Source organism: Bacillus sp. FJAT-45350, assembly GCF_002335805.1.
Taxonomy (GTDB): Bacteria; Bacillota; Bacilli; order Bacillales; family NISU01; genus FJAT-45350.
In genome coordinates, this window is sequence record NZ_NISU01000001.1 from 2,931,408 (window position 1) to 2,945,697 (window position 14,290).

Annotated in this window: 14 protein-coding genes; 2 read left to right on the forward strand and 12 right to left on the reverse strand. The window is 38.6% G+C overall.

The window, feature by feature from the left end; genetic code table 11:
* Positions 1 to 17: 17 nt before the first annotated feature.
* The 3 genes from CD003_RS14715 to CD003_RS14725 all read right to left on the reverse strand — a co-directional run bounded on the left by CD003_RS14715 (position 18) and on the right by CD003_RS14725 (position 3,202).
* Positions 18 to 323 carry a YerC/YecD family TrpR-related protein gene (locus CD003_RS14715; RefSeq protein ID WP_096201810.1) on the reverse strand — a complete coding sequence of 102 codons (306 nt, stop codon included), beginning with the start codon at positions 321 to 323 and terminating at the stop codon, positions 18 to 20.
* Between the two features lie 19 nt (positions 324 to 342).
* Positions 343 to 1,395, reverse strand: coding sequence for a DUF3048 domain-containing protein (locus CD003_RS14720; protein WP_096201811.1), 1,053 nt, complete (start codon positions 1,393 to 1,395; stop codon positions 343 to 345).
* 61 nt (positions 1,396 to 1,456) lie between these two features.
* On the reverse strand, positions 1,457 to 3,202 hold the full coding sequence (locus CD003_RS14725; protein WP_096201812.1) for an adenine deaminase C-terminal domain-containing protein: 1,746 nt from the start codon (positions 3,200 to 3,202) through the stop codon (positions 1,457 to 1,459).
* A gap of 238 nt (positions 3,203 to 3,440) precedes the next feature.
* Here CD003_RS14725 and CD003_RS14730 point away from each other — a divergent pair, with 238 nt between their 5' ends.
* Both CD003_RS14730 and CD003_RS22845 read left to right on the forward strand, forming a co-directional pair.
* Entirely contained in the window at positions 3,441 to 3,746 is a 306-nt protein-coding gene (locus CD003_RS14730) for a YgaP family membrane protein (protein ID WP_096201813.1), read from the forward strand.
* Between the two features lie 75 nt (positions 3,747 to 3,821).
* The gene (locus CD003_RS22845) at positions 3,822 to 3,920 is read left to right on the forward strand and encodes an EYxxD motif small membrane protein (protein WP_441296615.1); all 99 of its coding nucleotides are present in this window, start codon (positions 3,822 to 3,824) and stop codon (positions 3,918 to 3,920) included.
* Here CD003_RS22845 and purD read toward each other — a convergent pair.
* The 9 genes from purD to purC all read right to left on the reverse strand — a co-directional run bounded on the left by purD (position 3,898) and on the right by purC (position 14,262).
* Positions 3,898 to 5,166, reverse strand: coding sequence for a phosphoribosylamine--glycine ligase (gene purD / locus CD003_RS14735; protein ID WP_096201814.1), 1,269 nt, complete (start codon positions 5,164 to 5,166; stop codon positions 3,898 to 3,900). The genes CD003_RS22845 and purD overlap by 23 nt on opposite strands.
* Positions 5,167 to 5,310: 144 nt before the next feature.
* Positions 5,311 to 6,849, reverse strand: a complete 1,539-nt coding sequence (purH, locus tag CD003_RS14740) for a bifunctional phosphoribosylaminoimidazolecarboxamide formyltransferase/IMP cyclohydrolase (RefSeq protein WP_096201815.1) — start codon at positions 6,847 to 6,849, stop codon at positions 5,311 to 5,313.
* Between the two features lie 274 nt (positions 6,850 to 7,123).
* Positions 7,124 to 7,687 (reverse strand): phosphoribosylglycinamide formyltransferase, encoded by a 564-nt coding sequence (gene purN / locus CD003_RS14750; protein ID WP_096201816.1) that lies wholly within the window; start codon positions 7,685 to 7,687, stop codon positions 7,124 to 7,126.
* A 1-nt stretch (position 7,688) separates the two neighbouring features.
* Positions 7,689 to 8,723: a phosphoribosylformylglycinamidine cyclo-ligase gene (gene purM / locus CD003_RS14755; RefSeq protein ID WP_096201817.1), complete on the reverse strand. Its 1,035-nt coding sequence runs from the start codon at positions 8,721 to 8,723 to the stop codon at positions 7,689 to 7,691.
* Positions 8,724 to 9,020: 297 nt separating this feature from the next.
* The gene (gene purF, locus CD003_RS14760) at positions 9,021 to 10,433 is read right to left on the reverse strand and encodes an amidophosphoribosyltransferase (protein ID WP_096201818.1); all 1,413 of its coding nucleotides are present in this window, start codon (positions 10,431 to 10,433) and stop codon (positions 9,021 to 9,023) included.
* Positions 10,409 to 12,637: a phosphoribosylformylglycinamidine synthase subunit PurL gene (gene purL / locus CD003_RS14765; RefSeq protein WP_096201819.1), complete on the reverse strand. Its 2,229-nt coding sequence runs from the start codon at positions 12,635 to 12,637 to the stop codon at positions 10,409 to 10,411. The genes purF and purL overlap by 25 nt, the downstream gene beginning before the upstream one ends.
* On the reverse strand, positions 12,621 to 13,304 hold the full coding sequence (gene purQ / locus CD003_RS14770; protein ID WP_096201820.1) for a phosphoribosylformylglycinamidine synthase subunit PurQ: 684 nt from the start codon (positions 13,302 to 13,304) through the stop codon (positions 12,621 to 12,623). Before purQ ends, purL begins: the two co-directional genes overlap by 17 nt.
* On the reverse strand, positions 13,301 to 13,552 hold the full coding sequence (purS, locus tag CD003_RS14775; RefSeq protein WP_096201821.1) for a phosphoribosylformylglycinamidine synthase subunit PurS: 252 nt from the start codon (positions 13,550 to 13,552) through the stop codon (positions 13,301 to 13,303). Before purS ends, purQ begins: the two co-directional genes overlap by 4 nt.
* Positions 13,540 to 14,262: a phosphoribosylaminoimidazolesuccinocarboxamide synthase gene (gene purC / locus CD003_RS14780; protein ID WP_096201822.1), complete on the reverse strand. Its 723-nt coding sequence runs from the start codon at positions 14,260 to 14,262 to the stop codon at positions 13,540 to 13,542. Before purC ends, purS begins: the two co-directional genes overlap by 13 nt.
* Positions 14,263 to 14,290 lie beyond the last annotated feature (28 nt).

The window sequence follows — 14,290 nt, forward strand, 5'->3', positions numbered from 1 at the left end:
TGAAAGGGATTTTTATCTTACTTACTTTCTTCTTCCTCGCGAACACGGTCAAGTGTCATTTTGTAGCCATCGTTTCCGTAGTTTAGACAACGCTTTACTCGAGAAATTGTGGCAGTACTTGCTCCAGTTTCTGTTTCAATCTTATGATACGTATATCCTAGCTGTAGCATACGAGCTACTTCTAAACGTTGCGCTAAAGATTGAATCTCATTAATCGTACATAAATCATCAAAAAATTGATAACACTCTTCTAAATTATTTAATGATAATATCGAATTAAACAGTTGATCAAGTTCTTTACCTCGCAATTTATCTATCTGCAAAACTTTCACACCTTTCTACTTATTCAACAACTACATTTTGTTCAATACCAGGTGACGTCGGAATAATATTAATCCACGTTTGACCAGGAACTAGTTTGACAACCTCACCATTTTTTACAGGTAGGATACGCCCACCATCATTTTTCCATTCAACTTGTTGAAGCTTTCCATTCTGTAAAAGTAAGGCTAGTCCACCTGAATTGACATCAATACTACGTCTTCCTACATCATCCAATACGCGGTGGGCCGCTTCGACTATTAACACATTTTCTACACCGACTGGTTCATCTGTTACATAGTCTTTTGTTGCAACGTCTCCATTACGACCACTTGAACGATAATACTTGTTCTTTTCCTCATCAAAATCATAAGCAACTTTATAATTATCGTAATAGGCTATGGTAACGCTCTTTGCCTCAGCCCCTACTACTTCATCATCCTCTTCTAAAAAAAGAAGTGGTGAAAGGTCTCCCTCTAACTTATAACCTTTGTTATCAACACCCTTAATTACATTCTCATATGTAATATAAGAGTTATGTGGAGCCCTTCTACCAGATGAACGTTGAAACAGACTGCCATCATGATAGAGCCCCTGCAAATAATCAGCTTTTCTTTCTCTCTCAAGCATCACATGAGCAGCAGGACTCCAGCCATGAGTTACAAAAAACGCATCATACCCGTTAGAAAGTTCAATCATATATGGGCGCGCACTTCTCACCGGCCCAATATTCTCTGGCTTCTGACTATGATAGAAAGCAACAAACCTAGTAATATTACCTTCTGCTAATACTTCGTAAACGAGATCAGCTTCATTTAATCCAGTTTGTGGTCTCGCTTGTGATTCATTATTTACTGTTACAACAACAGGACGGTGATTAATTTCATCATCCGTACCAATACCAGTTAAAGGATAGGTATTCTTAAATTGCGGTATTACCTCTTCTTCAATCGGTTCTTCTTCAGGCTCTACTTCAACCGACGGCTCTTCTTGTACTACTTCTTTTTCACTACAAGCAACAAGAGTAACAGCCCCTACTAGTAAGATAGAAACTAGGAGTAGTAAATGTTTCATGATGATACACGACCTTTATTAAAATTTCCCTCTCTAAAAACACCTCATATACTTTTATAGTTTAACGCATAATCGAAGGAAAGAGTATTGTTTTCTTATAAACATCGTAAATTCCTTTTTGCGTTACCCGAATATAAGGTAAATGCGTAGACGAGAAGAACAATAAGCTGTAAATTGGATCCTCATGATGATAGCCACGTTCATTTAACATCGTAACTAGTTTCTTTTGTTCTTCAATCACATCTTCCATAGGCTTTACAGACATTCCACCTAATAATGTTAGTGGGATCGAATGGATAATTTCTTCATATTCAGCAAGGAAGATCCCTCCCCCTTGTTCTTTTAAGGCGTTAAAAGCAGTGATCATATCCTTTTTACTCTTACCAATAATGACGATATCTCCAGTATTTGAATATGAAGATGCAAAGCCTCCAACCTTATCTGCAAACCCTTTAATAATTGTATTGATAATCCATTTTCCGTTACGATCAATTAACACAAAAAAGGACTCGTCATGCTCATCAGATAACCTCTCTTGAGTTACTTCAACTGATATTTGGTACGGTTTCAAAATAACAGAGTTTATTAACTCAATTCCCATAGGCATAGAAAAGTGTAGGTCGTCAAACGTTAAATCCCAGTCAATGGCTAATGGTTCTACGCCATGTTCTTTCCAACCAAATTGTTCATTACAACGACACTTTACATTATCTCTTACAAGCCATTGGCCCTTTGCCATAACTGAAACAGGCACTGGATTTTCCTTATCGCTCAAAAAGTTCAAATGCGCTATTCGGCCAGGAGCAATCATTCCAAGCTTATGGTCTAACTGATAATATTTAGCGACATTATACGTTGCCATCTCATATGCATCAATGACAGGAACCCCTTCATCAATGGCAATTTTAATCATGTTATCAATTACACCTTGCTCATAGAACATAGGTGTCGATCCGTCCGTAGTAAAGAGACAACGACCAAAATCATCTACCCCTAACTCCATCATCTCTCTTAATAGCTTTTGTAAATCAGGTCGAATTGATGAGTGGCGTAGAGAGGTTGTGTAGCCTAAATTTAACCTAGTGACAACATCTTTCCCTGTCATTGATTCATGGTCACATGTAACTCCTAATAACGCCATCTGACTTAACGTTCGCTCAGAAGCTCCTGGTAAATGCCCTTCAATTGGTTTTCTTAACCTTGTCGTTTCTTGCATCCAATGAAGAGTCGCATCGTCTCCTTCAAGAACCTTAGGCCATGATGTAAGTTCTCCACCTTGAAGAACTAGATGATGCTCAAGCCACGCTTTCATCCTAGAATTAGAAAACAACTCTTCTTCTTCCTCAAGTTCTGTTTGAGCATCATATCGACACCACCAGTACATTGTCGTTGGTAGCTCGTCAAGATCCTCAATCAAAGTAAGCGCTTTCTTTTTATCAAGATTCAAAAAGAACATTAAATTATCATTTATTAGTGTCGTTGTTCCTCTTTCTGCTGCATATTTAGAAAAGGAATGGGGATTATATAACTGATATGGATGAGCATGATGTTCGATATAGCCAGGAACAATTGTATAGTTACTGCAATCAACAACTTCAGTATCTTTATCAATCTTTTCAGGCATTTGCTCTCCGACATATACGATTCTATCTTTATATATCCAAATATTTGCTTGTAACCATTTCCGTCTTGCACCATTTAGATATGTTGCGTTCTTTAATACGATTGAAGGTGCTGCTTCGCCACGAATAACAGCTAATTGTTTTCTAAGGCGTCTTTTCGTCCAGCGATATATTCGTTCTGGCATTGGTTATCACCCGTTTCTCTCTTATCATTAGTTTCTACTATCGTACCATATTTTTATCGTTTACCCTATTAAAGTTATGTACAATCTTAAATATTTTTTCCAATTACACGGCACCACATAAATAGCACTGTATTACATTTCTTTTCATGAAGTTTGTCTTACGTATAGTAACTTAAAAATTAGGAAGAGTAATTAGCAGTATTAACTATTACTATTCAACGGAAAGGTGATGAAGAACATGAAACCTAATATTAGTATCATTAATGGCCTTGTTAGAATTACTTGTGGCTTTACTCTTTTAACTTGGGCCACGGCTAAACTCGTTCGTCGTCCATACCGTACAACGCCATTAATTGTAGCAATGTTAGCTGGTATGAAGGTAGGTGAAGGAATTTTACGCTATTGTCCTTTAACTGATTTATTTGAAAATAAAATGCAAGAAATGAACCAGCAACAAAATCAAGGCACAAACCTTCCCGTTCCACAACAAGCAGAATTCCAAGGGGAACAGGCTGAAGAAATCACACCTGTAAACCCTTCATAAAATGTAGGCAAAAAAATGCCTTATAAAATCGATTACTGATTTTATAAGGCATTTTTCAAAAAAGGAGATGATATTATGGAATTCATGATTGATACTTTTGCTGTATACGCACTAATCATCGGTAGTGTGATTGCTCTATTAGCCGTTTATATTAAGAAGAAAGGTACGAAATAGCTTTATTTCCAATGTCTGAACGGTTGAATAAGCCATCACATTGTATATTCTCTAACTCACGATATACATCAGCTTGGGCCGTCTTTAGGTCCTGTGCTTTTCTAGATACAAGTAGGACACGACCACCATTTGTTACAAGATTACCATTCACTTCTTTCGTTCCAGCATGAAAGACAAGTGTTTGTTCTTCTAGATTACCTAATCCTTTAATAACAGCACCTTTGTCATATGCTTTTGGATAGCCAGTTGATGCTAAAACAACACCTAAGACAGCATTATCTGACCAAGTAAGCTCTGGCTTTTCTTCATTTAGTAACCCTGTAATAACATCAACTAAGTCTGACTCTAGACGAGGTAGAACAACTTGCGTTTCAGGATCACCAAATCGTGCATTAAATTCAATGACCTTTGGACCTTTTGTAGTCATCATAAGTCCAGCGTATAAAATACCAGTGAACGTACGGTCTTCCTTCATCATAGCGTCTGCCATTGGTTGGAGAATTGTATCCACTGCCTCTTGAACATCGCTATCCTTAAATTGTGGCACTGGTGAGTATGCACCCATTCCTCCAGTATTCGGCCCTTCATCATTATCATACGCGCGTTTATGATCCTGCGCACCTACCATTGGTAATACTGTAGTTCCATGAACAAACGCCATTAATGAAAGCTCTTCCCCTTCAAGATACTCTTCAATAACAACTTTTGCACTTGCTGAACCAAATTGATTATTTTCAAGCATATCGTACAATGCCTCAATTGCTTCTTTCTCAGTCATAGCAACAACAACACCCTTACCAGCTGCTAGTCCATCAGCTTTAATAACGATAGGTGCCCCCATTTTTTCAACATATGCTTTAGCTTCATCATATATAGTAAAAGTTTCATAATATCCAGTTGGAATGTTGTACTTCTTCATAATCTCTTTTGCAAACGACTTACTTCCTTCAATAAGCGCTGCTGACTGCGTTGGCCCAAATACAGCCAAACCTTCACCTAGAAAGCGGTCAACAAGACCTGCTGATAATGGTGCCTCAGGTCCAACAATCGTTAACTCAACTGCTTCTTTTTTCGCAAAATTTATAAGTTCATCATGATTTGACTCGGGAATATTTACAAGAGTAGCTACATCGCTCATCCCATCATTACCTGGTGCAACAAACACTTCCGAAACCTTCTTGCTTTGTGCAATTTTCCAAGCGATTGTATGCTCACGTCCGCCGCTACCTACAACAAGAACTTTCATAAAAAATACCTCCTTAACTGAGAGCATTGAAAAGTGTGTGATTATAAATTTTCAAATGCTCTATTTTTTACACTGATTTTTTACGAGGATGTTGCAAAAGGTACAACCGACCTTTTGCAACATCCTCTTTAATTAAACGTTTGATTAATGTTTAAAGTGACGTACTCCAGTAAAGACCATCGCAATTCCTAGCTCATCTGCCTTTGCAATTGAATCTTCATCTTTGATCGAGCCACCTGGCTGAATAATTGCAGTTACACCCGCTTTACCAGCTGCTTCTACTGTATCATTCATTGGGAAGAATGCATCCGAACCCATAGCTGAACCAGCTGCCTTTTCACCAGCTTGCTCAATTGCAATTTTTGCAGCTCCTACACGGTTCATTTGTCCAGCACCTACACCAATTGTCATTTGATCTTTAGCAAGAACAATCGCATTTGACTTCACATGCTTAACTACCTTCCAAGCAAGCTTCAACGATGCCCACTCTTCTTCCGTTGGCTCACGCTTTGTTTGAATTGAAATTTCAGCATCATCAAATCCGAATGCGTCTTCTTCTTGAACAAGAGCTCCACCATGAATTGATGTTACTTTCTTTTCCACTTGACTACCCTTTTCTACTGGAAGAGTTAATAAACGTAAATTTTTCTTACTTGTTAACACTTCTAATGCTTCTTCAGTAAATGATGGAGCAATTATTATCTCTAAAAAGATTTCTTTCATTTTTAGTGCTGTTTCTCTGTCAATTTCTTGGTTCGCGGCAATAATTCCACCAAAAATTGAAACTGGATCAGCTTCGTAGGCTTTGTCATATGCTTCTTCAATTGTTTGTCCTACTCCAACACCACAAGGGTTCATATGTTTAATTGCTACAACCGCAGGCTCTGTAAACTCTTTTACAATCGCTAAAGCCGCATCTGCATCATTAATGTTATTATAAGATAATTCTTTACCATTTAATTGCTTAGCCGCTGCAATTGAACTAGATGCTCCTAATGGCTTTTTATAAAATGTTGCTTTCTGATGAGGGTTTTCTCCATAACGAAGGTCCTGTTGCTTTTCATATGTAACAGTGAACGACTCTGGACTTTCTTCACCTACTTGATTCGTTAAATACTCTGCAATTACAGCATCGTATGCAGCTGTATGACGGAATACTTTTGCTGCAAGTTTACGACGTGTTTCAGATTGAACTTCTCCATCTGCCTTTAGCTCATCTAAGACAGTTGCATAATCAGCAGGGTCTACAAGTACTGTCACATGGGCATGGTTTTTTGCTGCTGAACGAAGCATGCTTGGACCACCGATGTCAATATTCTCAATCGCATCAGCAAATGCAACATCTGGCTTTGCAATTGTTTGTGCAAATGGATATAAATTAACAACAACTAAATCAATCGGTGTAATATTATGCTCTTCAATTTGTGCTACATGGTCATTATTATCTCTCATCGCTAAAAGACCACCATGGATATTTGGATGTAATGTTTTCACTCGACCATCTAAAATTTCAGGAAAGCCTGTCACTTCAGAGATTCCAGTTACAGCTACACCAGCCTCTTCTAATGCCTTTCTCGTTCCACCAGTTGACACTACTTCTACACCTTGCTCTACTAATGCTTGTACAAAAGGAATAATCCCTTCCTTATCTGAAACACTTACAAGTGCGCGCTTAATTGCCATAATATCCTCGTTCTCCCCTCGAACTTTTAATTGATAATTGTCAATTGCGAATTGCGAATTGCGAATTGCGAATTGCGAATTGCGAATTGCGAATTGCGAATTGCGAATTGCGAATTGCGAATTGCGAATTGCGAATTGCGAATTGCGAATTGCGAATTTTCCGGCTGTAAACAGCCAGAAAATTCTATTGTTTACAAGGAACTTAAAAGGTTTTCATTTGCAATTCTAAATTAAGTCGCTTTTCAATTCATAACTCATAACCCATAATTCATAATTAATTAAGCAGTTTCTCCAACGTACTCGGATACAGCCCGTGCTCTACCTTTTGAATTTTCCCTGTTAACGACTGGAGTGTTTCAGCGTCATCAATAGTGACTGCTTCTTGGGCTATGATTGGTCCTGTATCCATTCCTTCATCAACAAAATGAATTGTTACGCCCGTTACTTTCACTTTTGCATCAAATGCTTGTCCGATCGCATCTTTCCCTGGGAACGAGGGCAATAGTGAAGGATGTATATTCACAATTTTGCCTTCATAAGCCCTCAACAGAGTTTCACCGATTAATCTCATATAGCCTGCTAAAGCAATAAAATCTACATTATGATCCTGTAAGTTAGCTAGAATTTCTTTTTCAAAATCTACCTTCGAAGAATAGTCTTTTGGAACAAATGCAAATGTTGCAATGCCATGATTTTTTGCTCGTTCAATAGATTTCGCTTCTGGCCTATCACAAACAAGCAGAGCGATTTCTACATTTAATTGCTGCTTCTCGACAGCATCAATAATCGCTTGAAAATTGGAGCCGTTCCCTGATGCGAAGACTGCAATTTTTTTCATTTTATTCTAATCCCCCGATCGTTACACCTTCACCTTTTGTTACGCGTCCAATGATGTAAGCTTTCTCACCAAGAGATTCAATTTCATTTAAAACAGGGATTAAATCATCATTTGAAACAACAACTACCATTCCAATTCCCATATTGAACGTTGAGAATAAGTCTTTCTTGCTGATTTCCCCTTTTTCTTCTATTAAGTCAAAGATTGGAGGGATTGGCCATGAGCCGTAATCTACTTCTGCACCAACACCTGCTGGAAGCATTCTTGGAATATTTTCATAGAATCCACCACCAGTAATATGCGAAAGACCTTTAATGTCAAATCGCTTCATAATTTCAAGAAGTGGTTTAACATAAATACGTGTCGGACGAAGAAGTTCTTCTCCCAGAGTACCTTCTAGCTCACCGTACGTTTCATTTAAGTCTAGGTTGTTCGTATCTAATAAGACATTTCTGACTAAAGAAAAGCCGTTACTGTGTAATCCATTTGAAGCAAGACCAATCATAACGTCCCCTTCTTGAATAGATTCACCAGTAATTAGCTTTGATTTTTCAACAATTCCTACTGAAAACCCTGCTAAATCATATTCTTCTTCACTATACATACCAGGCATTTCAGCAGTTTCTCCGCCAACAATCGCACAGCCTGCTTGCTCACATCCATCAGCAATCCCTTTAACAATCGCTTCAATTCTCTCAGGTTCTGATTTCCCACATGCAATATAGTCTAAAAAGTAAAGAGGCTCCGCACCTTGAACAACGATATCATTTACACACATAGCAACGGCATCTACACCAATTGTGTCGTGTTTATCCATCATAAAGGCAAGCATTAGCTTCGTTCCTACTCCATCTGTTCCTGATACAAGGACAGGTTCTTTCAATTGAAAGCTTGATAGATCAAACATTCCTCCGAATGAGCCAAGACCTCCTAGCACTTCTGGACGTTTTGTACGTGCCACATGCTTTTTCATGCGCTCAACAGCTTCATATCCAGCTTCAATATCTACACCTGCTTTTTTATATGCCTCAGACATATAAACCCTCCTCTTTTTTATAAGAAAAACGCTTTAAGCGTCTTTTCTGCAATGTCCGAAGAAACTACTATGTTTTGAGACTAACAACAAGCGGTTTTCTTGGTGTTAGTCGTGTAGTGTGCGGGCCATTGCCTTCTTTGAATTTGCTTACAACTGTTTATACTTATTTATCTCCAAAAATTCAAGAAGCAATGGCGTTGCTTGCTATGTATGTACCCCTGCTAAGAAAGAGCTCCCTCCTAACAAGGGGTAATAAGGTTCAGCAGCATACCATTGCTATGAGCATGTTTATTCCTATTACGATTTATCATGGGGATGAAGTGTATCAGGATAAATCTCTGTTGGATATTGTCCAGTAAAGCACGCTAGACATTGGCCACAATTGGCATCTTCATCCGGTCTTCCAATTCCTTGAGTTAACCCTTCTATACTTAAAAATGCTAGTGTATCTGCGCCCATCATTTCACGCATTTCTTCAATTGAATGATTGCTAGCAATTAACTCTTCAGTAGTAGACGTATCAATCCCATAAAAGCATGGGTTTGTAATTGGCGGTGAGCTTATACGTACATGAACCTCAGTTGCCCCAGCTTCACGTAGCATTTTAACGATTCGACGACTAGTCGTACCGCGAACGATCGAATCATCGATCATTACAACACGCTTACCTTCAACTACTCCGCGAACTGGCGAAAGCTTCATTTTAACACCTTGCTCACGTAGCTCTTGCGAAGGTTGAATAAATGTACGGCCAACATAACGGTTCTTAATCATTCCTAGCTCATATGGAATTCCAGTTTGCTCAGCATATCCAATAGCAGCTGAAATACTAGAATCAGGTACCCCTGTAACAACATCAGCTTCAATTGGCGACTCAATAGCCAACTGCTTTCCAAGGCTCTTTCTTGCCGTATGAACATTAATTTCATCGACATTACTGTCAGGACGAGCAAAATAGATATACTCCATACTACAGATTGCGCGAGAAGTTGAACGAGCAAACATTTCAGAAGTGATTCCATTATCATCAATGACTATTAGTTCTCCTGGTTTTACCTCTCGCTCAAACGTTGCTCCGACAATATCAAATGCGCATGTTTCAGAAGCGACTACGTACGCATCTCCTAATCGACCAAGAGATAGTGGACGTAGACCATTAGGATCAAGGGCAACCATTAGCTTATTCTCTGTCATAACAGCAAAGGCATAAGCCCCTTTAATCATTGATAAGGCATTTTTGAATTTATCCTCAAGACGAGGGTATACACTACGTTTAATTAAATGAGCAACAACTTCTGTATCAGAAGTAGATTGGAAGATGCTACCCTGGCTCTCTAATTGATGCTTTAATGCATTCGCATTAACTAAATTACCGTTGTGAGCAATCGATAGCCCGTCCGTTTGTGATTGAAATAATAGAGGTTGACAATTAACTAATCCACCGCCACCTGCTGTTGCATAACGAACATGACCAATAGCTGCTTTACCATATAATTCTGTGAACTTACTAGAATCGAACACTTCATTTACTAAGCCTAATCCTTTATGGATTGATAGCTTCTCTCCATCAGTCACAACAATTCCAGCACCCTCTTGTCCTCGGTGCTGAAGACTATGAAGGCCGTAATAAGTGATTTGGGCAGCATCCTTGTGCCCCCAAATCGCAAATACGCCACACTCTTCATTTAAGCCTTTGATTTCAGCAAGCATGGAATAGCTCCTTTCCAAGCTGTTTGAATCTCTTGTTGTGAAGTTTTAAGTACGTTTTCCCCGCTTGTGTGTGTAATAGTCAATTCTTGTTCAGCAACTACTTCACCAATAAGCTTCGCGTCTTCAACAACACTCTCAAACGCTGCTTGATTTTCTTTTTTCACTGACACAACAAAACGAGACTGGCTCTCAGCAAATAACTCTGTAACTACTTCTCCATCGACTGTTACACTTGCCCCTACACTTGTTTCCATCATGCTTTCTGCTATAGCTACAGCAAGTCCACCTTCAGCAACGTCATGAGCTGACTGTACTAAACCGTTATGGATCGCTTGTAATAATTGCTTTTGACGATTCTTCTCTACATCTAAATCGATGCTTGGAGCTTTACCAAAGATTTTTCCATACATTAATTTTTGGAGTTCACTTCCGCCAAATTCAGCTTTCGTGTCACCAATAACGTAAATTAAATCTCCAGCTTGTTTGAATTCTTGTGTTGTAATGTAATCTGTATCTTCGATTAAACCAACCATACCAATTGTTGGTGTTGGGTAAACTGCTTCACCACTACGTTCGTTATAAAGAGATACGTTTCCTCCGATAACTGGTGTTTCTAACGTACGGCAAGCTTCACTCATACCATCAGTAGACTTTTCAAGCTGCCAGAAAATTTCCGGACGTTCTGGATTTCCGTAGTTTAAACAGTCTGTTACACCTAATGGTACTCCACCAGAACATACAACATTACGAGCTGCTTCTGCAATCGCAATCTTCCCACCTACTTCAGGGTCTAAATAAAGATAGCGAGAGTTACAGTCTGTTGTCATCGCTAATGCTTTCTTCGTTCCACGAATACGAACGACTGCAGCATCTGAACCAGGAGAAACAACGGTATTCGTTTGAACCATATAGTCATATTGATTATAAACCCACTCTTTACTTGCAATCGTAGGCTGACTTAATAGATTTATTAGTGTATCCTTCGCATCTGTAATGTCAGGAATCACATTATCTTGTGATTGAAACTCAGCATAATAAGCCGGTTCTGCAGATGGCTTATGATAAACAGGTGCGTCCTCCGCTAATGCATCAACAGGTACATCTGCTACTACTTCACCTTTATGAAGAAGGCGTAGCTTTTTATCATCTGTTACGTGACCAACTACTTTTGAAAGTAATCCCCAACGATTAACGATTTCTTCAATTTCAGCTTCACGGCCCTTTTGAACAACAATTAACATACGTTCTTGTGATTCAGAAAGCATCATTTCGTAAGGAGTCATACCTTTTTCACGTTGAGGTACTTCATCTAAGTTCATTTCAATTCCAGAACCAGCTTTACTAGCCATTTCCGCTGAAGAAGATGTAAGACCAGCTGCACCCATGTCTTGAATACCAACAAGAGCATCCGATTGAATTAATTCTAGACAAGCTTCAAGCAGTAGCTTCTCCATGAATGGGTCTCCAACCTGAACTGCAGGACGCTTCTCTTCAGATGCTTCACTTAGTTCCTCAGAAGCAAATGTTGCACCGTGAATTCCATCACGACCAGTACTCGCACCAACATACATAACCGTGTTACCTACACCTTTTGCTTGTCCCTTTTGAATGTCCTTATGATCAATTAAGCCGACACACATAGCGTTTACAAGCGGGTTTCCTTCGTAGCAAGGATCAAATTGAATTTCTCCCCCTACAGTTGGTACCCCAACACAGTTTCCATACCCAGCGATTCCAGCTACAACTTCTTCAAATAAATATTTCACTTTTGGCGAAGTTAACTCACCAAATCGTAATGAATTTAAAAGAGCAATTGGACGTGAACCCATTGAGAATACATCACGTAAAATACCACCAACACCAGTAGCAGCCCCTTGATATGGCTCGATTGCTGAAGGGTGATTGTGACTTTCCATTTTAAAAACAACCGCTTGTTCATCACCAATATCAATGATCCCAGCACCTTCACCTGGTCCTTGAAGTACTTTCTCTCCATCGATTGGGAATTTTTTCAATAGAACTTTAGAGTTCTTGTAACTACAATGCTCAGACCACATAACTGAGAAAAGACCAGTTTCCGTATAGTTTGGTAAACGACCAAGAATGTTTTCTACTAGTCCAAACTCTTCGTCTGTTAATCCCATTTCAGCATAAATCTTCTGTTCCTTAATCATTTCTGGTGTTGGTTCACGATGTAGCGACATTGGTTTCCCTCCAATTACGTAAAATTGATTTAAACAGCTTCAAACCGTCTTCGCTGCCTATCATTTGGTCTACTGCACGTTCTGGGTGAGGCATCATTCCAAGAACGTTTCCTTTTTCATTCACTATTCCCGCGATATCATTTCTTGAACCGTTAATATTACTTTGATATGTGAAAGCAATTTGATTGTTTACTTTTAGTTGTTCATATGTTTCATCATCACAATAGTAGTTACCCTCACCGTGAGCAACAGGAATATTCACAACTTCTCCCTTTTCGTACTCAGATGTAAACATTGTTTCATTGTTTTCCACAACTAAATTAGCGGGACGACAAATGAACTTTAAGTTCTGATTACGTTTCATAGCACCTGGTAATAAGCCTGCTTCAAGCAGTATTTGAAACCCATTACAAACGCCTAATACTGGCTTTCCTGCTTCTGCTGCTTTTTTTACCGAGTCCATAATATTTGCAAAGCGTGCAATTGCACCTGAACGAAGATAGTCTCCATAAGAGAAGCCTCCTGGTACTAATACTCCATCAAAACCTTCTAAACTAGTTTCTGCATGCCATACATATTCAACATCAGCACCTAGCTCGTCTTTGATTGCGTGATACATATCGGAGTCACAGTTTGATCCTGGAAAAACGATGACTGCAAACTTCATGATGGGTTAACCTCCTCCAGTTCATAACGGTAATCCTCAATAACTGTGTTAGCTAAAAGCTTTTCGCACATTTCCTTAATACGTTGGTCAACATTATCAGTCTTTTCAACTGTCAGTTCCATGTATTTTCCAATACGCACTTCTTCTACCTCTGTATATGTTAATGCATGTAATGAACCTTTAACTGCACTTCCTTGTGGGTCTAGAACACTTTCTTTTAATGTTACATAAACTTTTACTTTGTACATGATGATCCTCCTAAGCGATTTAAAATTTCTTGATAAGCATCTTGTAAACTACCAAGGTTTCTACGGTAAATATCTTTATCAAACTTTTGATTTGAATCCATATCCCATAAACGGCAAGTATCAGGTGACACTTCGTCAGCGAGGAGCACATCTCCATTTTCAGTCAAACCAAATTCTAGTTTAAAATCTACAAGGCGAACATTTACTTCTTTAAATATATCTACTAGCACGTTATTAACAGCTAATCCTAATTCACGGATTTTTACTAATTGCTCTGGAGTTGCTATATTTAAGACTCGAATGTGATCTTCATTTATAAGAGGGTCACCTAAGTCGTCATCTTTGTAGTAAAATTCAACGATTGCTTCATCTAGTACTACACCCTCTTCAAACCCTAATCGCTTAGAAAGGCTACCTGCTACAATGTTACGTACAACTACTTCTAAAGGAATAATCGTTACCTTTTGTACTAGCTGCTCTGTTTCAGACAATTGCTTAATAAAGTGATTGTTAATTCCAGCAGTTGTTAGTTTTTCAAAAATTATTGATGTGATTTGATTGTTTAACTTTGCTTTTCCTTCAATTGTATCTTTTTTTTCACCATTAAAGGCAGTTGCTTCGTCTTTATACTCAATCCAAAATACATTCGAATCATCTGTTTTAAAAATCCGCTTCGCCTTACCCTCATACAACATCTCTAGCTTCTCCACAAAGAAACCCCCAATTTTTTGGAATTAT